Source organism: Streptomyces sp. NPDC001070 (assembly GCF_053598835.1).
Genome location: NZ_JBSFLB010000062.1, coordinates 1 through 23295 on the forward strand (window position 1 = coordinate 1; position 23295 = coordinate 23295).

The window sequence follows — 23295 nt, forward strand, 5'->3', positions numbered from 1 at the left end:
GTCACGAGGAGGATCGCTCCGACGGCCTTGATCAGGCGGTTGCGCAGTTCGCGCAGGTGCTCTGCCAGGGGCATCCGCGCCGCGTCGGGCGTCGTCAGGGTGGGCATGGGGCACTCCCGGTCTCATCCTGCGCGGCACCGGGTCGCGCATGTGTCGGTCGGTGGACTGGGCGTGTCAGCGCCGGTCAGGGGTGGTTTCCTCGGCTGCTTGGTGGGCGGTGTGCCGGGAGTCGGGTGCGGGCTGCAGGGCGGGACCGGCAGCGCTGGTCGAGGGGGCGTCCGCGGCCGCGTCGTCCCTGTGCATGGCCTTGGTCTCGCTCTTGAGGATCCGCAGGGACTGCCCGAAGGAACGGGCCATCTCGGGAAGGCGCTTGGCGCCGAAGAGGAGCAGGACGACGACGAGGATGAGGATGATCTCGGGGGCTCCGAGCCTGCCGAACATGGGCGTTTCCTTTTCTGGAGGACTGAGGGACACAGGAGCGGCGCTCCTGTGCGGGTGGCCTGGCCGCCGGTGGACACGGGAGCCTCGCCCCGGGTGTTGAGGGATTCGCCGACCGGCCGGGCCGACGGCGAGGGCTGGTGGGTGGATTGCCGTCAGTGGTCCCTGGAGTGCTCCGCGCTGGTGCCTGCTTGGGGCCGGTCGTCGGTGGTCACGGGAATCGTGCCGGGGCTCTTCGGAGGCGGTGCCGGGGGGCCGGCCGGCGGTTGTCCCTCACGGTCGAAGCCGGAGGTCAGCTCGGTCAGGCCCAGACCCAGGCTCTCGGCACTGGGCAGGTGTCTGGCCACCAGTGCCCTCGGGCTGAGGTCCTCGAAGGTCAGGTCCTGCAGCTCAGGGGGCAGTTCGCTGCGGATGCCGGCCTGGGCGCTCTGCGCAAGCTCGCGGATCCTGCGCAGGGTCCGCACGGCGTCGGACACCATCTTGGGGAGCTTGTCGGGCCCGACCAGAATGACGGCCAGGACGATCAGTGTGACGACTTCGAGCGGGCCGATGTCGGAGAACATCCATGACTCCCGTCGGGGAAGGTGAGGACTCCGCCGCTGCGGGGCAGACGGCGGGCGGACCGTGTCGCGGCAGCCGCCCGGACACGGCCACCGCCCGAAGGGGGGCCGCACGACGCTGTGCGGCCCCCCGTGCCGGCCGGGTGCGGCTGCGCCATCAGGTGGCGTTCGCCCCCGGCCCCTGCCCGCCGGCGTACCCGGCGGACAGCACGGCCACGGTCGAGGGTTGTGGCCGTGGGACCAGGGCAGGAGACGGGCGGACCGGTGAAGTTCTTCGGTGGAGAGCTGTGGCTGTGACCACCCCGGTCGAGCTCGTTCCTGTCTCGTCAGAGGCCTGCTCAGAAGTCCGGGAATCGGCCGCTAGCGACGCGAGGCGGACGCGCGGTACGGGGCCAGGAACGCGGTCAGTGCCGCCACCGTGGACCTGGGTGCCTGCTCGGCGAACCAGTGGCCGGCGCCGGGGATGGACGCGGTCTGCACATCGTCCGCGAGGGACTTCATCGCCTCTCCGACTCTCTCGCCCCAGCTTTCCGCTCCGCCGATCCCCAGGACGGGCATCGTCAGCTTCTTCTTCGCGCGCTCCTTGTTCTGTGCGCTCCAGACGCCCCACGACCGGTAGAACTCGAAGCTGCCACGCAGCGACTCGGGGTTGGAAAGGAGACGGAAGTAGTAGTCGAGTGCGTAGCGCGGCAGCTTGTTGCTGCCGGCCTGGATGTCGAACTCGTAGCCGAAGAAGATGTCCTCCCGTCCGCTGACGAGCTGTTCGGTCATCCTGTCGTCGACCCGGTTGAAGGGGATGTGCCAGACGTGGTTGTTGGAGGCGTCGTCGAGGAACAGGGGCGGTGAAGGGACCGCTCCCGGAGGGCCGGGGACCTCGGCGAGGGCCACGTAGGCGACCCGGTCCGGGTGATCCGAGGCCAGCGCGTAGCCGATCGGCATGCCGGTGTCGGTGCCGGCCACGGCGAACCGCTGGTGGCCGAGCGCGTCCATCAGCGCGACCAGGTCGTTGGCGATGGTGCGGGTGTCGTACCCGTCCTGAGGCTTGTCGGTCAGCCCGATACCGCGCTGGTCGACTGCGACGACCGTGAAGTCCCGGGCCAGCGCCGGCATGATCATGCGCCAGGCGTACCAGTTCTGCGGCCAGCCGTGCACCAGCAGCAGCGGCGGGCCGTCACCTCCGATGACCACGTGCTGACGCAGCCCATTGGCCCGGACGAACCGGCTGGAGAACGTCTTGGTGAACCCCGCCGGGAGCATCGGAGCGGTGGAGACCGAGCCGAAACCGCTCGGCCTGCGCAGGGAGGGGGCGGCTGTGGCGGACGGCGTCAATCCGCCGACCAGCGAGATGCCGGCGGCGGCAGCAGCGGAAGCAGCCGCGCCGCCGACGAAGGCGCGTCGCGAGAACCCGCGCCGGGCACGGTGTGACGCCGGCTTCGGGCCGGGGCCTTCCTGGGCGGGCGGCTCCATGGGAGACATGTTCATGAGAATTTCCTTTCGCAATGTTTCTCGGGCGTCATGGCGTGGCCGGGACCTGGACAGCGAAGAGCATGTGCGCACGGTGCGGGATCCGGCCGCCGGCGGCGCCGGGGCTGCGCCCGAGGGCTGGGAGGGCCCGGCCGCCGCGCGGGCTGGTCTGGGCCTGTCGCGCCCCGGGGCGGCCGGCTTGGTGTCAGCGGCCGGGGAGCCGCTGCGTGATCTCCTGGAGCACCCAGCCGTTGCCGTCGGGGTCGCTGAAGGTGGCGAAGGAGCCATAGGAGGCGCGGTCGGGGTGCGGGCCCGTGAGCCGCTCCTGGCCCTTGATCCGGTGGGTGACCTCTCCGGCGTCGTGGCCGTGGTAGAGGAGTCCGCCGGCGTCGTGGAAGATCTCGCTGACCGCGATGCCGCGGCCGACGAGCTCCGCGTGGGCCTTCTCGATGTCTGAGACGATCAGGTACAGGCCCTGCGCCGAACCCGGCGCGGCGGAGGTGATCCCCTTGCCGAAGATGATCGAGCCCTCGGAGCCGGGCGGCGTGAACTGCACCCCACGCCAGTCCTCACTGGGCGCCTTGTCGAGATCCAGACGGAATCCCGCCTGCTCGTAGAAGGCCTTGGCCCGATCGACGTCGGAGACGGGCAGCACGATGACTTCGAGCTTCAAATCCATGGGAGTACCCTCGAGATCTCATAGTAGACCGGTCGGCTAGTCCTTCGGAGCATATGCTCCCATTCAGGATGTGGCAAGGGCCCGCCTCCATGCAGAATGCGGCGGAATGCGCCGGATGCGGCGAGTGGCACCGATCACGGCAGGCGGTGGCCCGAACCGGTCCGGGAACCCACCCGGCCTCGATCCACCGGTCGGCTTCTGATGTGATCTATTGGCGTCCGCAACGGCGCTCGCCACCTGGCGCGTGCGCTGCGCCACGACGACGACCAGCAGCGCTAGCTGTACGAACTGGCCGGCAGGACCGATGCGCGCCCGCGCCGGCGGCGGCCGGTGCAGCGGGTACGGCCCGCCATGCAGCGCCTGCTCGACCGCCTCACGGCAACCCCCGCCCTGGTCCTCGGCACACGCATGGACATCCTGGCCTGCAACACCGCCGCCGCGGCCTTGTGCACCGACTTCTCCGCGACCCCGCCGGACCGGCGCAACTACGTGCGCCTGATGTTCACGGACCCGGTCATCCGGGGCATGCACCGGCAGTGGGGCACGACGCCCGCGACGCCGTCGCCGCGCTGCGCATGGAGGCGGCCGCGGATCCCGACACCCCGAAGTCGACCGACTCGTCGGCGAACTTGCCGTTCAGGACGCCGACTTCCGCTCCTGGTGGGCCGAACACCGTGTCATCGGCTCCAGCTACGGCACCAAGCACTACGGGCACCGTCTGGTCGGCGATCTCACGCTGGATTGCGACACCTGGAGCAGCCCCGACGGCTCAGGACAGCGCCTCATGGTGCTGACCGCCGAACCCGGCAGCCCCTCGCACGACGCCCTGCGCATCCTCACCGCGTGGACGGCCGGGCAACCGGACGTGGACCGGATGGAGGGCCGGGCGTGACCAGCCGGTCGGTTGTCCGGCGCGTCGGTCGGGAAGAGGGTGAGGAGTGTTCCCTCGATGGCGAGTGCGGTGAATCCGGTCTCTGTGCCGGAGGTGTGTTCTTCGTCCTCGTCCCACTGGACGCCCCGGCCGGCGGTGATGCGGATGCGCTTGCGGTCGGGGCCGGCGATCCAGCCGTCGCCGGTGAGGAGCAGAGACATCTGCGGCGTGGGGGGCGGGGTGGGTGCCGATCGTGCCGCCGGGTTCGACGCTCAGATGAGTGAGGTGGACCGGGCCGTCGCCTGACGCGATGCGGGTCACGCGGAGCCCGGTGCTGTTGTGCCGCGTGATGCGCCACTCGTTGCGTTCGAACTCAAAGATCTCCAAGAAGGTCCTTCCCGGCGCGTTTGCGGAAGCCGCGATCGTAGAGGGTCGTTGCACGAGGTGGGAACCTCGCCCGGGTGGAGCCAATGAAGCCTCGGACTCGAACGGCCCGCCGTGGCACGCTCGGCGGCGCGTGAGTGCTCCGTGAGGTATCCACGCCAAAGCACCTCAACCGTGGGCGTCTACAATCTCCCCGCAACGGCCCGCGTGACCGTGGCCGTGAACGGGCAGCTTCTGCCAGACCCGAGAGGTGTTCGGCGTTTTGATACGGATAGATTCAGTCACCAAGCGGTACCCGGACGGCACAGTGGCGGTCGATCGGCTTTCGCTGGAAGTGCCGGACCGCTCGATCACCGTCCTCGTGGGTCCGTCGGGCTGCGGCAAGACCACCACGCTCCGCATGATCAACCGGATGGTCGAACCGAGTGAGGGATCGATCCTCCTCGACGGCGTCGACATCCAGAAGCAACCCGTCAACACCCTCCGCCGGTCGATGGGTTACGTGATCCAGAACGCCGGGCTCTTCCAGCACCGCACCATCCTGGACAACATCGCCACCGTGCCCCGGCTGCTCGGCTGGGACAAGCGGCGCGCCCGGACACGGGCGGCGGAGCTGATGGAGCGGGTCGGACTCGACTCCGCGCTCGCCAAGCGATACCCGTACCAACTGTCGGGTGGTCAGCAGCAGCGCGTCGGCGTGGCGCGGGCGCTCGCGGCGGACCCGCCGGTCCTGCTGATGGACGAGCCCTTCTCTGCCGTCGACCCCGTGGTCCGCAAGGGCCTTCAGGACGAATTGCTGCGTATCCAGGACGAGTTGGGCAAGACCATCGTCTTCGTCACCCACGACATCGATGAGGCCATCAAACTCGGCACGATGGTCGCGGTCCTGCGCACCGGCGGCAGGCTCGCCCAGTTCGCGCCGCCTGCGGAGCTGCTGTCCGCCCCCGCGGACGATTTCGTAGAGGACTTCCTCGGCGCCGACCGCGGCATCCGCCGGCTGTCCTTCTTCGCCTCCGGGGGACTGGAGTTGAGGACCGAGCCCGTCGTCGCCGTGGACGCCACCGCCGAGCAGATCGCCGCCCGGAGTACCGGGGACGTGCCCTACCTTCTCGTCACCGACCTGGATGGCAGGCCCCTTGGCTGGAGCGAGCCCGGGCGGCTGACCGCGGGCGAGGTCGATCCCGACCGTCTCCTGCCCTACGGCCGGCCGTTCGAACACGGCAGGGAGTCGCTGCGGGCCGCGCTCGACGGCGCGGTGCTGTCGCCGACCGGCTGGGCCGTCGGTGTGGACGGCACCGGCCGGGTGGTCGGCGTCGTCTCGCAGAGGGCCGTCGGCGAGGCCATCCGCCGCGCCCACGCCTCGGACCGCGACGACCGTACCGACGCCAAGGTCGCCGGATGAGCGGCTTCTTCGACCTCCCGAGCGACCTCCAGCACAGCTGGACCGGCCTGATCGGGCTGCACCTGCGCGAGGCCCTGCTGCCGGTGATGGCCGGCCTGGTGATCAGCCTGCCGATCGCGCAACTCTGCGTCCGCTTCCGCTGGCTGTACGCACCTGTGCTGGGCGTGACGACCGTGCTGTACGCCATCCCGTCGCTGGCCTTCTTCGTCGTCCTCATCGACTACACCGGCCAGTCCGAGCTGACGGTGATGATCCCGCTCGCCGTCTACAGCCTGGTCGTGCTGGTGCCGGCGATCGTCGACGGCGTCCGATCGGTGCCCCAGGAGACCCTGGCCGCGGCCACGGCCATGGGCTTCGGGCCCGTACGCCGCTACCTCCAGGTGCAGTTGCCCATCGCGGTGCCCGCGATCATCGCGGGCTTGCGGGTGGCGACCGTCTCCAGCATCAGCCTGGTCAGTGTCGGCGCGCTCATCGGCAACCAGGGCGCGCTGGGCAACCTTCTCTGGGACGCCAACATCTACCACCGGCCCGAACTCGCCGTGAACTCCGTGGTCACCACGGCGGCCCTGGCGATTCTCGCCGACGCCGCACTGGTCCTGCTGCGTCTGCTCCTGACGCCCTGGATGCCGCGCGGCACCAGCCGCCGCGGCGCGAGCGGCACCGAGTCCCGGTCGGAGCCGGCCACACCCGCACTGGAGGACGAGGTCCGGTGAACATACTGCACTTCGCCAACGCCTTCTTCAGCGACAACGCCCACTGGCACGGCTATGACGGCATCCCCACCCGGCTGCTGGAACACATCCGCTACTCGCTGATCGCTCTCGGCATCGCCGCTGCCATCGGCCTTCCGATCGGCCTGGTCACGGGGCACTACGGGCGCGGCGGCAACACCCTGGCCCTGATCGCCACCGGCGGGCGGGCACTGCCCAGCTTCGGCCTGCTGGTGCTGATGTTCATCCTGCTCGGCTTCGGCCTGGTCCCGGTGATGATCCCGCTGGTCGTCCTCGCCGTCCCGCCGATCCTGGTGACCACCTACGAGGCGCTTCGCTCCGTCGACCCGTCGCCGGTGGACGCGGCGCGGGGGATGGGTATGCCGGAGTCGCGGGTGCTGTTCCAGGTGGAACTGCCGGTCGCGCTGCCGCTGATCCTCAGCGGGCTGCGCTCGGCCGCCATCCAGATCGTCTCCACCGCCACCATCGCCGCGTACGTCAGCCTCGGCGGGCTCGGCCGGTACATCATCGACGGCCTCTACCAGCGCGACTACGAGAAGGTCGTGGGCGGTGCCACTCTGGTGGCCGCGATGGCCCTGGTGACACTCGCGGTGTTCTGGGCGATCGCACGGTTCACGGTGTCCCCAGGCGTGCGCCGACCCGCCTGAGTCACCAAGGTGCGGAACGGACCACGGGCCCGGGGCGATTCTCCATCGCCCCGGGCCCGCCCGCCTGTTCGGGGCCGCGGGTCAGCCCCCGGTGCGCTCCAGCGCCAGTTCCAGCACCACCAGCAGGGCGTCCCGCACCGAGCCGCGTTCGCGGGCGTCGAACACCACCACCGGTACGTGCTCGGCCACGTCCAGCGCCCAGCGGACCTCGTCCAGCGAGTGCTCGACGCGTCCGTCGAAGGCGTTGAGCGCGACGGCGAACGGGATCTGCCGGTGCTCGAAGTAGTCCACGGCCGCGTAGCAGTCGTCCAGGCGGCGGCTGTCGACGATGACCAGGCCGCCGACCGCGCCCTCCACGATGTCGTCCCACATGAAGCCGAACCGCTCCTGCCCGGGCGTCCCGAACAGGTACAGCTTCAAGGTGGGGTCGATGGTGAGGCAGCCGAAGTCCATCGCCACCGTGGTCGTGGTCTTGTGCGGGGTCTGGCTGAGGTCGTCCACGCCGGCCGCCACCTCGGTGATGGCGGCCTCGGTGGTCAGCGGCTCGATCTCGGAGATGGAGCCGACGGCCGTGGTCTTGCCCACGCCGAAGCCGCCCGCGATCACCATCTTGACCGGCAGCGGCGGTCGTACGACGGCCTGCGCGGCCATGCCGCCGCCGATGAGCGGTTCAGTCGGTGTCACGGAGTACCCCCCGGGAGTCGGGGACGGCCCGCAGGCCATCGATAACCCTCCGCAGGACGGACGCGTCATGGGTGGCACCGGTGTCGGGCACATGGACCGTGAGCTGTCCCGCGGCGCGCAGGTCCTCGGCGAGGACCCGCACCACGTTCAGATGCAGCCGCAGCCGGGCCGCGAGTTCCGCGATGGACTGCGGCTGCCGGCAGGCGGCGACGATGTCGTACTGCTCGAAGGCGAGCCTGTCGAGCGTGTCGAGCCCGGCGGCGGTGGCCACCACCTGGGTCTCCACCGGCACCGGCCGGCCGGAGGCGGGCGCCACCCGGCCGGCTGTGAGGAGGAACGGGCGTACGGCCGAGGCCGGGCCGACCCGATCGGGGTCCGCGGGCGTCGCGCCGTCCTCGCCGGCCGGTGTGCGGCCGTCCGCCATAAGTCGTGTCTTCCTCTCCGGACCGGGCGGTCGCAGGTCAGCGCGCCGACGCGGCGCCGACGGTGTTCTTCAGTTCGAGCACCAGCTGCGGGCTGAGCGCGGTGCCGGCCCGGTTGGCGAACAGCGTCATCTCGTAGGCGATGTTGCCGAGTTTGGCCTCCTTGTCGGTGACGACGCCGAGCACGGCGCCGCTGCCGATCGCGGAGACGATGACGTGGCCGCCCTCCAGGTCGATGATGACCTTGTTCAGGCCGCCGAGGCCGTAGTTGCCCGAGGCGCCCGCGGCCAGGCTGGTGATGCCGGAGACGATGGCGGCCAGCCGCTCTGAGTGGGCGCGTTCGCGCAGCTCCGACACGGCGATGAGCAGCCCGTCGGAGGAGACGGCGATGGCGTCGACGACGCCCGCGGTCTCGGTGGCGAAACGATTGAGCAGCCAGTTGAAGTCGGCCGCGGCGGCCTGCAGGTCGGTCGTCGGAGTGTCACCTGTCGGCGTGCTCACTGCTCGGCTCCTTCTGGGAGGTTGTTCGGGTGGTGCGTGCGGGGGGTGGTCGCGGTTCCGGGGTCCGCACCGGGGGCGGTGCGGTCGACTCCTGTGACGTGGGTGCCGGTGCCGGTGCCGCTGTCGCGGTGGGCGCGCTCCACGGCGGCCTCGAACTCCTCCAGCGCGGACCGTACGGCCTCGGCGTCACCGGGTTGCATGGGTTGCGCGGCCTGAAGGCCGGACTGCTGCGCGGCCCCACCGGCGGTCGTGCTCAAGGTGGCCCCGCGGACCCGGCGGCGCAGGGAGGGGTGGCCGGCGGCGTCGTCGGCCGGTGCCTCCTTTCGGGGCCCGGGCACGAGCGTCCCCTGTCCGGTGGCTCCGGTCGGCTTCCGCCGGGGCACGCGCCGTGGGAGCGGCATCCCCTCCCCGCCGGCGGTCGCGGCGGCGCCGTCGTCCGCGGCCGGCCGCGCGGCCGCGTGGGGGCCCGTGGAGGGGACGAGGTCCGCGACCGGGTCCGCGGCGGCGGGCTCGGTGCCCGGCGCGGTCGGCGAGGGCTCCGGCGTGTTCGTCCCCGGGCTCACCGCCGGGCCTCCGGAGCCCACCGCGCTCATGCTCAGGAGCAGGGTCGAGGGGATCGCGACCTCAGCGGTCACGCCGCCGCCCGGGGTGCGGGACAGGGTCACCCCCACCTCCCAGCGGCGCGCCAGCGTACCGACCACGAACAGGCCCAGCACCTTCGTCGGGACGAGGTCCAGCCGTTCGCGGCGGATCAGCCGGGCGTTCTCCTCGGCGAGACGCTCGGCGCTCATGCCGAGGCCGTGGTCGGCCACGGCGATCAGGGCGTCCCCGTCGCCGGAGCGCACGGTCACCTCGACGGGGCTGCCCGCCGGGGAGAACGAGACGGCGTTCTCGACGAGTTCGGCCACCATCAGCGTGAGGTCGCCGATGATGTCCGGTTCGACCATGGCCTCGGTCTCGGCGTACAGCCGCACCCGCTGGTAGCCCTCGATCTGCCCGAGCGCGGCCCGCACCACATTGCTGAGCGCGGTGGGGCCGGAGTCCAGGACGGTCTCCCGGATGCCCGCCAGCAGCATCAGGCTGTCGGCGTTGCGGCGCAGGCGTACGGCGATGTGGTCGATGGAGTACAGGCGTTCCAGCAGCGCCGGGTCGGTCTCACCCCGTTCGACCGCGTCGATGAGCGCCAGCTGGCGCGTCGTCAGGTTGCTGACCCGGCGGCCCACGTTGCCGAACATCTCGGCGACGTTGCGGCGGCTGAGCACCTGGCGTTCCAGCAGCGCGGCGGCGGTCGTCTGCACCTGGTTGAAAGCCTGGGCGAGCTCGCCGATCTCGTCCCGGGCCGTGACGGGCACATCGCGCACGCGCGGCGGGCCGGAGTCCTCGGTGTCGTCGTCGGCCACCCGGGCGAGCTCTCGGCTGGTGGCGGCCGAGACCTCCTGCGCGGCCGCGGTGAGCGCCTGCACCGGGCGGACCACCGACCGGCGGACGACGACCGAGAGGACCAGCCACAGCAGGAAGCCGAACAGTGCCACGGCCAGGAGCAGCGCGGCCCGCCACCAGGCGTCGCCGGAGGCGTGGTCGGCGCGTTCGGCGATCTGGTCGATGAGCGAGGAGGTGATCCTCAGCCGGTTCGCGGCCTGAGCGGGGTAGGCCGGGTAGTCGGTCAGCGCGCCCCTGAACGCCCGGTGGATCTCGGCCGGGGTGTCCGCCTGCAGGGAACTGGGGTCGATCTGGAGTTCGGCGTACGCCTGGGCGATCCGGCTCTGGGGGTCGCTGTGCTCGATGCCGGAGAGTTCGTCGGCCTGCTGCTCGGTGGCGAACCGGGCGAAGCGGTCGGCCTGGTAGGTGTACAGCTGGTAGGAGCCGACCGCGGCATTGAACTCGATGAGGGCGTTGGTGTCGCCGGTCGTCGCCGAGAACACGCTCGTCTCGAAGGAGCTGTGGGCGGCGTCCGCCCGCAGCAGGGAGTCCAGCAGATTGCCGGTGAAGGTTGCCGCGAGCGCCGCGTTGCGGTCCAGACCGAGGCCGTCGATCAGCCCCCGGGCCACGCCCGTGTAGGCGGGGTCGATGTTGTCGGCGGGCAGATAGCTCTGCCCCACCGTCTCGCGGAGGCTGGTCAGGCCCTCGATCTCCCTGAGGGTCTGCGCCTCGGTGTCCGGCATCCGGTCGCCGAAGGCCCGGCGCACCTTCGCCACCTGGGCGTCCACCGCCCGCTGCGCCTTGCGGTACGCGTCGTTCGAGGGACGTGCACCGCGGCCGGCGGCCTCGTACCGCACCGAGAGCAGGATGGCCTGCTGGTGCTCGGCCTCCACCCGGTCGGCCAGGGTCGCCACTTGGGCGCTGTCCCGTACCAACCGGGCCGCGGACGCCGCGTCCCGCGCCCGTCCCGCCTGGTCGGCGATGAGGTAGGTGAGCAGCACGGCCACCACCGCCAGCGGGACGCCCACCAGGACGTTGAGCTTGAGCCGGAAAGGCCAGCGGTCGGCGAACCCCAAGGGCCCCTCGCCCGGCGGCGGGGCAGCCGGGCGGGTGGTCACGTCCACCTGCACCGTGGACACCTGGCCTCCTTCATGGGGGTGTGGTCGATGATGCGCGACGACAACGAAGCGGCCCCCGCACACGGCTGTGGTCGATCAACAGCGGTGAATGTATCGCGCCTTCGAAGCTGCGTTCGCCACGCCCCATGTCAAGAGTTCGTTACAAGGCGACCGCCGACTCTCCACATTTGCGCACCAAGGAGGCCAATCGGTGACCCGAATGCTCTTGACTGACCGGGAACCGGCTGGATTGGATCAGGACCGTGCGTGTGCCCGCACGCCCTGCCACGACCCAGGCTCCACCAACCTCCGAGTACGGAACGGGAATTGTGACTTCTAACGCGAAGAGCACCAGGTCAAGCACGAGAAACCGCGGCGTGGCCGCCGTCGCGCTCGCCGCCACCGCGGCACTCGTCGCCGGGTGTTCGTCGTCCTCCGACGACAAGTCCGACAACCCGCTCTCGGAAGGCAAGGCCAGCGGCAACACCGTCGTCGTCGGCTCGAACAACTTCGCCGAGAGCATCCTGCTGGCCGACATCTACGGCGAGGCCCTGAAGGCCAAGGGCATCAACGTCACCTACAAGCCCAACATCGGCAGCCGCGAGACCACCTACGGCCTGCTCAAGAACGGCTCCGTCACCGTCCTGCCCGAGTACAACGGCGCCCTGCTGGCCTACCTCGACAAGAACGCCACGCCGAAGACGGTCGAGGAGACCACGGCCGCCATCGGCGCCAAGCTGGACCCCAAGCTGACGCTGCTGGACCCGGCGCCGGCGCAGGACAAGGACTCGGTCACCGTGAACGCGGCGACGGCCGCGAAGTACAAGCTCACCGGGGCGTCCTCGATCGTGGATCTGAAGGACATCGCCAAGGACCTGGCCATCGGGGCCTCGCCCGAGTTCCAGACCCGGCAGCAGGGCCTGGTGGGCCTGAAGGACGTGTACGGGCTGGAGTTCAAGTCCTTCAAGGCGCTGGACGCGGGCGGCCCGTTGACCGCGGCGGCGCTGACGAAGAACACCGTGCAGGTGGCGGACATCTTCACCACGGACCCGACCATCGCCAAGGAGAAGTTCGTGGTCCTCCAGGACCCGAAGAACCTCTTCGGCTTCGAGAACGTGCAGCCGCTCGTCTACAAGTCCGGACTGGAGCAGAAGGGCGTCGACGCCCTCAACGCGGTCTCCGCCAAGCTGGACACGGCGGCCCTGCTCGACCTGGACACCCAGGTGCAGTCGCAGAGCAAGGACCCGCTGGACGTCGCCAAGGCCTGGCTGAAGTCCGTCGGCCTGGACTGACTCACCGCCGCACATGGACACGACCCTGGACGACTCGACGCGGGTGCCCCCGGACCCCGAGGACACCCGCGTCGAGTTGGACGGGCGCGGCCTCACCGTGCCGGGCGTGGTACGGCTGGCCGACGCGGCCGCCGCATCGTCCGTAGCGCCGGACGCCCTGGACCGGGCCCGGCGCTCCTGGGAGGCTGCCGGCCGGCTCGCGGCCCGCGGAAGCCTGTACGGCCGCGGGACCGGCGTCGGCGCACACCGCTCGGTGACGGTCGCGGCGCACGACGAGACCGAGCACGGTCTGCGCCTCCTGCGCAGCCATGCGGGGGGCGCCGGGGCGCTGCTCCCGGCCCGCCAGGTGCGGGCGATGCTCGCGATCCGCGCCAACCAGCTTCTCGCGGGGGGTTCCGGTATCCAGCCCGCGTTCATCACCGCTCTGACCGACGCACTCCGGCTCGGCGTCCACCCGGCGGTCAACGAGTACGGAGGCCTGGGCACCGGTGACCTCACGGCCCTCGCGCAGACCGGCCTCACTCTGATCGGCGAACGCCCCTGGCTGACCGACCGCCCCGACACGGTGCCGGTCCCCGTGCCCGGGTATGCCGGTCCGCAGACCTCGTCCTCCCCGAGCGCGCCCGGAGCCCTGAGCGGCGACAGTGGTCATGCGGTACCGGATCTCCTCCCCGGTGCCCTGCCGCCCGGATTCCCCGTACAGCGGCGCGGGGGAGAAGGGCAGACGGGGCCGGGATACGGCGGCCCCGGCGGACCGGCCGTACGGGGGGACGCACTCCGTGGTGCCGCAGAGTCGCCGCCGAGGCTGCCCGCGCCGGTGGTGCCGCAACCCGGCGACGCGCTCGCGCTGCTCAGCAGCAACGCGCTCACCCTGGGCCAGGCCGCGCTCGCCTGCCACCACCTCGACCTGCTGCTCCGCGCCACACACGCCGTGGCCGCTCTGTCGCTCGCGGCGGTCTCCGGCTCCCTGGAGGCCTACGCCGCCGAAGTGCACGCCTTGCGCCCCTATCCGGGTGTCGCCCGTGCGGCGGCCGAGGTGCGGCGCCTGCTCGGCCCGTCCGGCCGGCCGCACGGCGCCGGACGCCGCATCCAGGACCCATTCGGTTTCCGGGCCTTCCCGCAGGCGCACGGTCCCGCCCTGGACGCCTCCGACGCCCTGCGCCGGATCGTGGAGGTGGAGATCAACTGCCCGTCGGAGAACCCCCTCATCACGTCCGACGGCACCGCGGCCCACCACCACGGCGCCTTCTACGCGGCCCCGCTCGGTCTGGCTCTGGACGGACTGAACCTGGCCGTCCTGCAGACGGCCCAGCTGTCCGCCGCCCGGTTGACCGCCCTCGGCCGCCCGGACCTCACCGGGCTGCCCGGGTTCCTGGCCGCGGGCCCGGCGAGCAGCTCGGGCGCGATGATCCTGGAGTACACCGCCCACTCGGCCCTGGCGGAGCTGCGCTCCTGCGCCACGCCCGCGTCCGCCGGCCACGCGGTGCTCTCCCACGGCCTGGAGGAAGCCGCCAGCTTCGCCTCCCAGGCGTCCCGGCAGTCGCTGCGCGCCGTCGACGCGTACACCACCGTGCTGGCCTGCGAACTCGTCACCGCGGTACGGGCGCTTCGGTTGCATCCGGCACCGCCGCCCATACCGGCGTTCACCATGGCCGCCGCCACGCTCCCGGCCGGCGTCGAGGACCGCCCCCTGACGGCGGACGTGACGGCGGCGGCGGCCCTGCTTCCGGTGCTCGCCGCACTCTGAGGCCGCCCGGGCCCGGCACGGAGTCCGGACCATCGCACCGCTGCCGGCTTGTGCGGTCGGCCCGGGGCGCGACGGCCGGGGCGTTCGGCACGGGTGCACGGACCTCCCGCGGGAACCGTGGGTCACTTCACGAAGTTGCCTCGTACGCACGGGCCTTGCGTACGAACAGCTCCCGCGGATCACGGACGGCCCGCGGGACGGAACCGGAGCGGCGGCGCTCAAGGACCAGCAGCACCTCGGTCGCGTGCCGCGCCAGCGGCCATTCGGTGACCGCACCCCGCCGCTCCAGCGGGTCGCCCGATCCGATATCCAGCGTGCCTCCGGGACAGCGGGAGTCGTCGTCCCCGCCCCAGCCCGAGCTGCCGCCGGAAGCTGCGCACGCCGAAAGGTCGAGGCGCGCCGATGCGGTCGGGGCGCGCGTGCCTTCCGGAACCTTTCAGGCCGGCGGCGGATCCGTCAGCCGGGCCCGGCCGCCGGCACCGTCACACCTTCGGCCAGGCCCGCAGGAGTGCGGCAATCCTGGTCGAGGTACAGGTGGGATCGAGGAGGAGGTCTCGCAAGGCGGCGGCGTCCTCGTGGGTGGGCTTGACGGAGATCCCCGAGGCCTCGAGATACATCACCCCGGTCGCGGCGGCGACGGCGAGATTGGAGCGCTCCAGCCATCGGCACCGGCCCAGGGTGTCGACCAGTGCCGCGGCCCGGGCGTAGGGGCCGTCGTAGACGGGCTGCTCCATCAGCTCGGCCTGGTGCCGGGCGCAGGCCGCCACCGGGACGCCGTAGTCGTCGGGGGCGGGATCGCCTGCGCCGGCGAGCTCGGCCACCTGCAGGATCCAGGGGACGTCGATGTGCAGCTCCATTACGCGGCGTGCGCCCCCGCCCCGTCCTGGTTCCGCTCGGCCTCGTCGAAGACCTGCTGGTGCTCGGCGAGGAACCGCTCGGCCGCGCCCATGGCGCGGGCCCGCAGTCCGCTGGCGTCCTCCAGGACGAGCTGGGAGAGGTAGTCGCCGACCGACAGCCCGCGGTCCGCCGCGCGCTTGCGGGCGATTTCCGCGACCTCGTCGTCGACGCGTGCTCCGAGTTGTGTCTTGGCCATACGAGGATGGTAACAGCTGTTACCGATGTCGGCGAGGTGTGTGGCGAAGCCGGGGGAGCAGGACGGTGACCTCTGTGAACGCCCAGGCAGACGCGGGCCCGGCCGAGGTTCACGCCTCGACGGCCCGATGGTCCACCGGTACGTCACCGCCTGCGCGAAGACGCGTCATGCGGGCTGCCACAGTTCGACCCGATTGCCCTCGGGATCGGTGACCCAGCCGAATCGGCCGACCCCCTCCATGTCCTCCACTTCTTTGGCCACGTCCGCTCCCTTGGCGCGCAGTTGCGCGAGCATCGCATCCAGATCGCGGACCCGGAAGTTGAGCATGGTCTGCTGGGCGCGGGACCCGAAGTATTCGGTGCCGGACTCGAACGTCGCGAAGACCGTCGGCCCGGTCTCCTGCTGCCACAGGCCGTTCTCGTCGGCGTCCAGGCCCAGGCAATCGCGATACCACGCGCTCAGGGCCGACGGGTCCGCGGCCCGCATGAAGTACCCACCGATTCCCAGTACACGTTCCATGCCGCCATCCTGCCAGGACGGCGATCGGGCGGCATGGCACCTCACCATCTTCAGGCCCGAAGGCACGGCGGGCAGTAACCGGCCCACCCAGGAGGAGTCCCACCGCACCGTGCACGGCTGATACCGAGACCATTCGTGGGGTGAGCCGCAACCCAAATGCCCCTGGTGGAAGGCGACTTCAGCACCACCGGTCGTCCGTTCGCACCGAGGGCTCGGTGGGCCCAGGCCCCGGCCGCCAGCCGATCACCGAACGGTCAGAGGCCGGGACGATGTCCTCCTGCCACGCGAACGGGGCGGCGTACGCCGACGGGTGTCGGTGTACGCCGCCCTGCGGTGGGACGAGTTGCGGGAGGCGGCCCGCGCCGCCATGGCGGCTATTTCGGGTCGCCGTTGAACTTCGAGGTCGACCAGAAGTAGCCGAGCACCGCGAGGCCCAGGCACCAGAGGACGGCGAGCCATCCGTTGTTGCCGATCCCGGTGCCGAGCAGCAGGCCGCGCAGGGTCTCGATGGCAGGCGTGAACGGCTGGTATTCGGCGATCGGCTGGAACCAGCCCGGCATCGCGTCGATGGGGACGAAGGTGCTGGACAGGAGCGGCAGCAGGATCAGGGGCATCGCGTTGTTGCCGGCGGCCTCGGCGTTCGGGCTGATCAGGCCCATGCCGACCGCTATCCAGGTGAGCGCCGTGGCGAAGAGCGCGAGCAGTCCGAACGCGGCGAGCCACTCAAGGACGGTGGCACCGTTGGAGCGGAAGCCGATGGCCACGGCGACGGCGCCGACGAGGACCACGCTGATGACCGACTGCAGCACGCTGCCGATGACGTGTCCGATGATCACGGAGCCGCGGTGGATCGCCATCGTGCGGAAGCGGGCGATGATGCCCTCGGTCATGTCGTTGGAGACGGAGACCGCGGTGCCGACCACGGTGCTGCCGATGGTCATCAGCAACAGGCCCGGGACGATGTAGGCGATGTACTCGGAGCGGTCCGGTCCGCCGCCGCCGATGCCCGCGCTCATGGTGTCGCCGAAGATGTAGACGAAGAGCAGCAGCAGCATGATCGGGGTGAGCAGCAGGTTCAGCGTCATGGACGGGTAGCGCCGGGCGTGCAGCAGGTTGCGGCGCAGCATCGTGGAGGAGTCACGCACGGCCAGGGAGAAGGAGCTCATCGGACAGCCTCCTTGGGCTGGTGGGGGACGCCGGCGCCGCCGGTCAGGGCGAAGAAGACGTCGTCGAGGTCGGGGGTGTGCACGGTCAGCTCGTCGGCCTCGATGCCGGCGGCGTCCAGCCGGTCGAGGATGGAGCGCAGTTCGCGCTGGCTGCCGCCGCTGGGGATCTGCAGCGCGAGGGACTCGTCGTCGCGGGAGGCCTCGCGCAGGGCGGATGCGGCGGACTGGTACACGTCCGGGTCGGTGAAGCGGAGCCGGACGTGCCCGCCGGGGACGATCCGCTTCAGCTCCTCGACGGTGCCCTGGGCGGCGATCTTGCCGTCGTGGAGCACCGCGATGCGGTCGGCGAGCTCGTCGGCCTCCTCCAGGTACTGGGTGGTGAGGAAGACGGTGACGCCGCCCGTGACGAGCTCGCGGATGATCTGCCACATGGTGTGCCGGGAGCGCGGGTCGAGGCCGGTGGTCGGCTCGTCGAGGAAGATGATCCGCGGGTTGCCGACCAGGGTCATCGCGATGTCCAGGCGGCGCTTCATGCCGCCGGAGTAGGTGGAGGCGGGCTTCGACGCGGCCTCGGTGAGGTCGAAGCGCGCCAGCAGTTCGGCGGTGACCTGCCGTCCCTCGCGCTTGGAGAGGTGGTGCAGGTCCGCCATGAGGAGCATGTTCTCCTCGCCGGTGATCAGGCCGTCGACGGCGGAGAACTGCCCGGTGACGCCGATCGCGGCGCGCACGGCCTGCGGGTCGGTGGCGAGGTCGTGGTCGCCGACGCGGATCGGGCCACTGGCGGGGTCGGGGGAGATGAGGGTGGACAGGATCTTGACGGCGGTGGTCTTGCCGGCGCCGTTCGGGCCGAGAAGGGAGAAGACCGTGCCTTCGGGGACGGCCAGGTCGATGCCGTCGAGGACGGTCTTGTCGCCGTAGGACTTGCGCAGCCCGTTCGCCGCGATGGCCAAGTTGGTCATGAGGGGTGGGTTCTCCTTCTTACAGGCTGCGGGCGGTGATGTCGCCGTAGGCGGTGGTCGCGTGGATGTTCAGGGCGGCGGCGCCGCCCTCGGTGTTCTTGAGCGCGTTGTGGATCCGGCCGTATGCGGTGCCGGCGTCCAGGGAGGCGGAGACTCCGTGGGCGGCGCCGACGGAGATCTCGCCGTGCTCGGTGCGCAGCGAGACGGTGTCGCGTACGGCCTCGGCGATGTGGATGTCGCCCTTCTGGGTGCTGATCTCCGCGGGGCCGCCCAGCCGGCCGACCGAGATGTCGCCGGCGAGGACGGTGAGCCGGGTGCTTTCGGCCTCGTCGAGCTTGACCGTGGCCTGCTGCCCCTCGAAGGCGACGTCGCCGAGGCGTCCGACGCCCCGGAACTCGGTGCTGGCCGCCTTCGCCTCGATGCGGGAGCCGGCGGGCAGTTGGACCGTCACCTCGATGGATCCGGAAGCGCCGAGGACCCGGTTCTTCGCCGCCGGGAGCTCGATCCGCAGGACGCCGTCGCCGTATGCGACCTCGGTCTGCTCCGCGGCCTTCACGTCGCGGCTCTTGGAGGCGTCCGCCGGCAGGATCTCGACCGTGGTGTCGGCCCGGTCGGCGGCGATGAACCGGATGCGGCCCGCGGGGATGTCGAGGACCGCCGAGACCGGAGCGGGGGTGTCGAACTTCTGCATCGTGCTCTCCTTTGCCGTGTTGTTTCTGACATCGGAAACGCTACGTTGCATTCGAAGATGCGGCAAGGTTGTCGTTGCGTCAAATTGCCATCGCTGCAGTTAAGGGGCGGGAAATTGTTGCAATGGCCGTAATTGCAATGCAACGGCCCTCGCCCTGAGCGTTGCAATGGATGAGGGGTGAACGCTACACGGGAGCCACCGCGGGCCACGAAGGAGACTTCGATGCCGGTAGGAAGGCTCACCCGGCACGAACGCCGCGCCCACCACCGCGGGCAGGGCCGTTCCCCAGGAGTCAACAGCACACCTGCAGGCCCACGAAGGCGCGTTGAGGGCGTGCGGGGAGCACAGGAGATGCTCACCGCCGGCCTCATGCAATCGGGCTTGCTCAGGGTGACGTTCCGGGTGCTGCTCCGCCTCTGCGCCGCCGACGCGGACAGCCTCACCGCGTCCACACCCGTTCAGCGGCGTTCCTTGAGTGCCAGGGCCGCGTCCTCCCCGTCGACACGGGACGACGATGCCCTCGACGAGGACGACGAGGAGTACGACGAACTGGCCACGTACTGGCACCACGACTGGCTGCTCATCACCCTCGGCATCGGCTGGCAGTCCTCCGACGGCCTGTTCCTGTCCTGCCACCCCGGCCGGAACTGGGGCCGCCTCCCCGCGCACGCACGCCCGCGCCAGGAAGTCGGCGCAATCACCGTGGGCGGCGTACCGTCCGATGGTCCGTGCTGGCAGCACCGGCGGATGGGCCTACGCGATCCAGGAAGGCGGCGCCGCCCAGTTCACCCGACCGGAGGTGCTGCGCAGGGTCTCCGCGAGCACGCGCGCGGTGGCCCTGACCCGGCGCGGCCCGGAGGTCCAGGTCACGGTGACCGAGGACGGCGTGCCGAATCCGGACGGCGCTCGCCATCTCCTGTCGCCGCGCGAGGGCGGCGGAGATTCCTGGCCGGGGTCGACCGCGGCGTACGCCCGCTTCCTGGGCCAACTGGAGGGGGAGTTCGGCATCTCGTACAGGCCGGACGACGACACCGACGCGGAGCTGACGAGTGCCTTGCTGCTGCCGGTGCTGGAGGACGTCGACGGGGCCGCGAACCGGTACGTCGGCGTGGTCCGGCACTTCGACCTGGCCGCACTGATCGAGCGGACACCGCCCGCCCGGCTGCGTACGGCTATGGCCGCACAGTTGGCGCGGCTGGCGGCCGAGACCCGGCTCGACGTGTACGAGGAGGTGAGCGACGCGCTGGTCCGCACCGCCCGGGGCGAGAGTGTCGACCTCGCCCCGGACAGCCCCCTGGACCTGCGCATCCGCACACTCACCGCTGAGGCGTGGGCCGCCCGGCAGATGGTGAGCGGGCAGCGCGGCCGGCGCGACGGCAACGGCCCCGTGACGCACTCCGACTCCAGCGCGTGGGCCCTGCGCGCCGAGGCGTGCCGCGCACTGCGCGAGTTCGCCGAGGCGGGGGCGCCGGCGGCGGCCGCGACGATCCTGCATCTGCGGATGTCGGCGCAGTGGAGGACGCAGTTGGCCGCGGACCTGGAGGAGTGAGCGCGCGCGGAATCGCGCGGGCGTGAACCGGGCCGAACTGGTCGTGCTCGACGCAGCCGATCACCGCCCCGTCGCCGGGGTGCACCTGCCCCGTCGCGTGCCCTTCGGCTTCCACGGCAACCGGATTGCCGACGACGAGATCGGTCCTGCGTGGCCGTTCGTTGACCACAGGTGACAGAGCCCGGCGGATTCCCCCTGCCGGAGGACCGCGCACTCTGCGTGATGTGACCTACTGCTCGCCGCTCCGCGTTGCCCGTGGCGAGGTCTCCACATTAGGTTCAGTAGATAGAACGTTCTATCTGCTAGGTGAGCCGACCCAGTCCCATGAGGCGGCGAGCCCACCGTCCACATCACCTATGGAGAAACGATGTCTCACCGTCGCCCCGTCCGCCGCGTCCGTCTCGCCGTCGTCGGCGCGGTCGGCCTCGCACTGGCTGCCGGACTGGCCACGACCGCTTCTGCCACCCAGGACCATCACGCCGAGCCGGCAGGCAAGCCGGCGGCCAAGCCGACCGTCGTCCTCGTCCACGGCGCCTGGGCGGACTCTGCCGGCTGGAGCGGCGTCGCCAAGCGCCTGCAGGCTGACGGCTACTCGGTCACCGCTCCCGCCAACCCGCTGCGCGGCCTCAACAGCGACGCCGCCTATCTGGCCGATTACCTCAAGACGGTCAAGGGTCCGGTCATTCTGGTCGGCCACTCCTACGGCGGCGCCGTCATCACCAATGCCGCCACCGGCAACCCCAACGTCAAGGCACTCGTCTACGTCGCCGCCTTCGCTCCCGACAAGGGCGAGAGCATCACGGACCTGGTGGGCAAGTACCCCGGCAGCCACATCAGCGACGACCCCGATGCGCCCGTGCCCACGGCCCTGAACGCCGTCCCCTTCACCCAGGCCGACGGCAGCACCGGCGTCGACCTCTACATCAAGCCCGACAAGTTCCGTGACGTCTTCATGAGCAACCGCGTCAGCAAGAGCAAGGCCGCCGCACTCGCCGCCACGCAGCGCCCCGTCACCGCGCAGGCGGTCAGTGAGCCCTCTGCCGCGACCCCGGCCTGGAAGACCATCCCGTCCTGGTACCTCGTCGCCCGCGGTGACCGGACGATACCCGCCGCGGCCGAGCGGTTCATGGCGTCGCGCGCGCACGCTCACACCACCGAGGTCGACGGCCCGCACGCCGTGCACCTGACCGACCCCAAGGCCGTGACGCGCCTCATCGAAAAGGCCGCGGCGACCAAGCGCTGAGCCCTCCCCTGCCCCGGCCTCGTTTCACCTTCGAGGGAGGAGGCCCGCTGCCTTGTGTGAGCTGTGGGGGCGAAGGCGCCGGAGTCAGGCCGTGGCCGCGAACATCGCGGCGCCGTGCGCCACGGCGGCGAGAAAGTCGGACGGCGAACCGATTGTCTCCTCCGCCGTGGTGATCCGGTCCCGGAAGGCACCCGTACGGGGCGTGCCGCGCTGGGCGCCCCGTCCGGGTGCGGGCACCTGCCCGCGCAGTCCTGGGCGGTCGTATGCTGCTGGGCCCAGGCCAGGCGCTGTGTGTCCACCGGGGTCCCGGAGTCCAGCTCCAGGCCGGGCACCGGCTCGAGGCGTCCTTCGCGCAGTTCGGCGAGCAGGTCTTCGGCCCGGATCGGCATCGCCACGGCGGCCTTGCTGCGCCGGCACCTGGACGCCGAACCGGGCCTCCCGCCTTCGGCCCACCGCCGCGATTTCCGAGCCGCTGGGTTGTTCCGCGGTGGCCTCGGCGGGGTGGGCCGGGTCGCCTCGCGGACACGGTGTGTCACCCGCTGGCAGGCGCGGACGGTTGACGGCGGGCTGTTTCGTACCCTGGGCGGCATGCGTATGCGCCCCACCTTGAGCTGGACCCCTGCCGAGGACCTGCCGCCGGCCACCATGGATGTCGCCCCGGTCGTCGATGCGCTGGGCACCGGCGGTGTGCTGGTGCTGAGCGGGGCGGGCATCTCCACGGAGTCGGGCATTCCCGACTACCGGGGTGAGGGCGGCAGCCTGAGCCGGCACACCCCGATGACCTACCAGGATTTCACCGCCAGTGCCCAGGCTCGGCGCCGGTACTGGGCGCGCAGCCACCTTGGCTGGCGTACTTTCGGCCGCGCCCGCCCGAACGCCGGGCATCGGGCGGTGGCGGCGTTCGGGCGGCACGGCCTGCTTGCGGGTGTGATCACTCAGAACGTCGATGGCCTGCACCAGGCCGCCGGCAGCGAGGGCGTTGTGGAACTCCACGGAAGCCTGGCCCAGGTCGTCTGCCTTTCCTGCGGCGACGTCAGTCCGCGTCGCGAGCTCGCCCGGCGGCTGGAGGAGGCCAACGTGGGCTTTGAGCCGGTGGCTGCGGGGATCAACCCGGACGGGGATGCCGACCTGACCGACGAACAGGTCGGGGACTTTTGTGTGGTGCCCTGCGTGGTCTGCGGCGGCATCCTCAAGCCGGACGTGGTGTTCTTCGGCGAAGCCGTTCCGCCGCAGCGGGTCGAGCACTGCCGTGACCTGGTCCGGCAGGCGGCCTCGCTGCTGGTCTTGGGCTCGTCGTTGACGGTGATGTCCGGGCTCCGGTTCGTCCGTCAGGCGGCCCGGGCCGGGATACCTGTACTGATCGTCAACCGGGACCCGACCCGGGGCGACCGGGACGCCCTGACCCGGGTCGCGCTCCCGCTGGGAACAGCTCTCACCTGCGTGGCCGACCGGCTGGACGTCCCCGTCGACGACCAGCCGGCGGCTGGGTGAGATGGTGACGGCGATGCAGGCCGGCTGTGTCCGTGCCGGGCGGTGGCGACGTTGGTGGCGAGGACGTGAAGGCGTCGGTCCGCCGGTGGTGTCTTCAGCGCCGGCCGGGGTTGAGGGCGGCGATCTCGCCTACGGCCTTGGCGATGGCGGGGTGGTCCTTCTTGAGGATGGCGCCGTGGTTGCTGGCGACCTTGGCGGCGATGCGGATGTTGGGGTTGCGGGCGG

General features: G+C 71.2%; 25 protein-coding genes and 1 pseudogene. 10 read left to right on the plus strand and 16 right to left on the minus strand.

Translation table 11 applies throughout. The features are described 5' to 3' along the window. Window positions 1–174: 174 nt before the first annotated feature. The 4 genes from tatA to ACWDAS_RS40135 all read right to left on the minus strand — a co-directional run bounded on the left by tatA (window position 175) and on the right by ACWDAS_RS40135 (window position 3141). On the minus strand, window positions 175–441 hold the full coding sequence (gene tatA, locus ACWDAS_RS40120) for a Sec-independent protein translocase subunit TatA (RefSeq protein WP_450400781.1): 267 nt from the start codon (window positions 439–441) through the stop codon (window positions 175–177). 152 nt (window positions 442–593) lie between these two features. Further along, on the minus strand, window positions 594–1001 hold the full coding sequence (locus tag ACWDAS_RS40125) for a sec-independent translocase (RefSeq protein ID WP_450400782.1): 408 nt from the start codon (window positions 999–1001) through the stop codon (window positions 594–596). Window positions 1002–1358: 357 nt separating this feature from the next. Further along, window positions 1359–2480: an alpha/beta fold hydrolase gene (locus tag ACWDAS_RS40130; protein ID WP_450400784.1), complete on the minus strand. Its 1122-nt coding sequence runs from the start codon at window positions 2478–2480 to the stop codon at window positions 1359–1361. A gap of 187 nt (window positions 2481–2667) precedes the next feature. Next, complete coding sequence (locus ACWDAS_RS40135) at window positions 2668–3141, minus strand: VOC family protein (RefSeq protein WP_450400786.1); 474 nt, start codon at window positions 3139–3141, stop codon at window positions 2668–2670. A 237-nt stretch (window positions 3142–3378) separates the two neighbouring features. Here ACWDAS_RS40135 and ACWDAS_RS40140 point away from each other — a divergent pair. The 4 genes and pseudogenes from ACWDAS_RS40140 to ACWDAS_RS40155 all read left to right on the plus strand — a co-directional run. Continuing rightward, window positions 3379–4033 (plus strand): annotated as a pseudogene (locus ACWDAS_RS40140) (MmyB family transcriptional regulator); the annotation flags it as partial. A gap of 625 nt (window positions 4034–4658) precedes the next feature. Continuing rightward, window positions 4659–5798, plus strand: a complete 1140-nt coding sequence (locus tag ACWDAS_RS40145) for an ABC transporter ATP-binding protein (protein ID WP_450400788.1) — start codon at window positions 4659–4661, stop codon at window positions 5796–5798. Further along, window positions 5795–6511: an ABC transporter permease gene (locus ACWDAS_RS40150; protein WP_450400789.1), complete on the plus strand. Its 717-nt coding sequence runs from the start codon at window positions 5795–5797 to the stop codon at window positions 6509–6511. Before ACWDAS_RS40145 ends, ACWDAS_RS40150 begins: the two co-directional genes overlap by 4 nt. After that, window positions 6508–7176, plus strand: coding sequence for an ABC transporter permease (locus ACWDAS_RS40155; protein ID WP_450400790.1), 669 nt, complete (start codon window positions 6508–6510; stop codon window positions 7174–7176). Before ACWDAS_RS40150 ends, ACWDAS_RS40155 begins: the two co-directional genes overlap by 4 nt. An 81-nt stretch (window positions 7177–7257) precedes the next feature. On the opposite strand, the gene ACWDAS_RS40160 is transcribed toward ACWDAS_RS40155, so the two are convergent. The 4 genes from ACWDAS_RS40160 to ACWDAS_RS40175 are packed head-to-tail and all read right to left on the minus strand — an operon-like array spanning window position 7258 to window position 11341. After that, window positions 7258–7860 carry a GTP-binding protein gene (locus ACWDAS_RS40160; protein ID WP_450400791.1) on the minus strand — a complete coding sequence of 201 codons (603 nt, stop codon included), beginning with the start codon at window positions 7858–7860 and terminating at the stop codon, window positions 7258–7260. Continuing rightward, a complete protein-coding gene (locus ACWDAS_RS40165; RefSeq protein ID WP_450400793.1) occupies window positions 7847–8284 on the minus strand; it encodes a DUF742 domain-containing protein in 438 nt (145 codons plus the stop codon). Before ACWDAS_RS40165 ends, ACWDAS_RS40160 begins: the two co-directional genes overlap by 14 nt. 37 nt (window positions 8285–8321) lie before the next feature. Continuing rightward, window positions 8322–8783, minus strand: a complete 462-nt coding sequence (locus ACWDAS_RS40170; RefSeq protein WP_319662430.1) for a roadblock/LC7 domain-containing protein — start codon at window positions 8781–8783, stop codon at window positions 8322–8324. Then, window positions 8780–11341, minus strand: coding sequence for an ATP-binding protein (locus ACWDAS_RS40175; RefSeq protein WP_450400795.1), 2562 nt, complete (start codon window positions 11339–11341; stop codon window positions 8780–8782). The genes ACWDAS_RS40170 and ACWDAS_RS40175 overlap by 4 nt, the downstream gene beginning before the upstream one ends. A 308-nt stretch (window positions 11342–11649) precedes the next feature. On the opposite strand from ACWDAS_RS40175, the gene ACWDAS_RS40180 reads away from it, so the two are divergent. Both ACWDAS_RS40180 and ACWDAS_RS40185 read left to right on the plus strand, forming a co-directional pair. Next, window positions 11650–12612, plus strand: a complete 963-nt coding sequence (locus tag ACWDAS_RS40180) for an ABC transporter substrate-binding protein (protein WP_450400797.1) — start codon at window positions 11650–11652, stop codon at window positions 12610–12612. Between the two features lie 13 nt (window positions 12613–12625). Continuing rightward, window positions 12626–14359, plus strand: coding sequence for an aromatic amino acid ammonia-lyase (locus ACWDAS_RS40185; RefSeq protein ID WP_450400798.1), 1734 nt, complete (start codon window positions 12626–12628; stop codon window positions 14357–14359). A gap of 482 nt (window positions 14360–14841) precedes the next feature. Here the strand turns inward: ACWDAS_RS40185 and ACWDAS_RS40190 are convergent, their stop codons facing one another. From ACWDAS_RS40190 to ACWDAS_RS40220, 7 genes are all read right to left on the minus strand, one after another. Beyond that, complete coding sequence (locus ACWDAS_RS40190; RefSeq protein WP_450400799.1) at window positions 14842–15216, minus strand: fic family toxin-antitoxin system, toxin component; 375 nt, start codon at window positions 15214–15216, stop codon at window positions 14842–14844. Next, window positions 15216–15452, minus strand: a complete 237-nt coding sequence (locus tag ACWDAS_RS40195) for a hypothetical protein (protein ID WP_450400800.1) — start codon at window positions 15450–15452, stop codon at window positions 15216–15218. Before ACWDAS_RS40195 ends, ACWDAS_RS40190 begins: the two co-directional genes overlap by 1 nt. Window positions 15453–15617: 165 nt before the next feature. Further along, window positions 15618–15971 carry a VOC family protein gene (locus ACWDAS_RS40200; RefSeq protein ID WP_450400801.1) on the minus strand — a complete coding sequence of 118 codons (354 nt, stop codon included), beginning with the start codon at window positions 15969–15971 and terminating at the stop codon, window positions 15618–15620. 374 nt (window positions 15972–16345) lie between these two features. Beyond that, complete coding sequence (locus tag ACWDAS_RS40205; protein ID WP_450400802.1) at window positions 16346–17137, minus strand: ABC transporter permease; 792 nt, start codon at window positions 17135–17137, stop codon at window positions 16346–16348. Next, window positions 17134–18096 (minus strand): ATP-binding cassette domain-containing protein, encoded by a 963-nt coding sequence (locus tag ACWDAS_RS40210; protein WP_450400804.1) that lies wholly within the window; start codon window positions 18094–18096, stop codon window positions 17134–17136. Before ACWDAS_RS40210 ends, ACWDAS_RS40205 begins: the two co-directional genes overlap by 4 nt. A gap of 19 nt (window positions 18097–18115) precedes the next feature. Further along, the gene (locus tag ACWDAS_RS40215) at window positions 18116–18787 is read right to left on the minus strand and encodes a DUF4097 family beta strand repeat-containing protein (protein WP_450400806.1); all 672 of its coding nucleotides are present in this window, start codon (window positions 18785–18787) and stop codon (window positions 18116–18118) included. A 458-nt stretch (window positions 18788–19245) separates the two neighbouring features. After that, complete coding sequence (locus tag ACWDAS_RS40220; protein WP_450400807.1) at window positions 19246–19371, minus strand: hypothetical protein; 126 nt, start codon at window positions 19369–19371, stop codon at window positions 19246–19248. A gap of 137 nt (window positions 19372–19508) precedes the next feature. On the opposite strand from ACWDAS_RS40220, the gene ACWDAS_RS40225 reads away from it, so the two are divergent. The 3 genes from ACWDAS_RS40225 (at window position 19509) to ACWDAS_RS40235 (ending at window position 21579) form a co-directional block, all read left to right on the plus strand. Then, window positions 19509–20336 (plus strand): hypothetical protein, encoded by an 828-nt coding sequence (locus ACWDAS_RS40225; protein WP_450400808.1) that lies wholly within the window; start codon window positions 19509–19511, stop codon window positions 20334–20336. Between the two features lie 22 nt (window positions 20337–20358). Further along, on the plus strand, window positions 20359–20511 hold the full coding sequence (locus ACWDAS_RS40230) for a carotenoid oxygenase family protein (protein ID WP_450400809.1): 153 nt from the start codon (window positions 20359–20361) through the stop codon (window positions 20509–20511). Window positions 20512–20703: 192 nt separating this feature from the next. Further along, the gene (locus tag ACWDAS_RS40235; RefSeq protein WP_450400811.1) at window positions 20704–21579 is read left to right on the plus strand and encodes an alpha/beta fold hydrolase; all 876 of its coding nucleotides are present in this window, start codon (window positions 20704–20706) and stop codon (window positions 21577–21579) included. 84 nt (window positions 21580–21663) lie between these two features. Here ACWDAS_RS40235 and ACWDAS_RS40240 read toward each other — a convergent pair whose 3' ends face one another. Next, a complete protein-coding gene (locus ACWDAS_RS40240; RefSeq protein WP_450400813.1) occupies window positions 21664–21816 on the minus strand; it encodes a hypothetical protein in 153 nt (50 codons plus the stop codon). Between the two features lie 351 nt (window positions 21817–22167). Here ACWDAS_RS40240 and ACWDAS_RS40245 point away from each other — a divergent pair, with 351 nt between their 5' ends. Further along, entirely contained in the window at window positions 22168–23070 is a 903-nt protein-coding gene (locus tag ACWDAS_RS40245; RefSeq protein WP_450400814.1) for an NAD-dependent protein deacetylase, read from the plus strand. The last annotated feature ends 225 nt before the right edge of the window (window positions 23071–23295 follow it).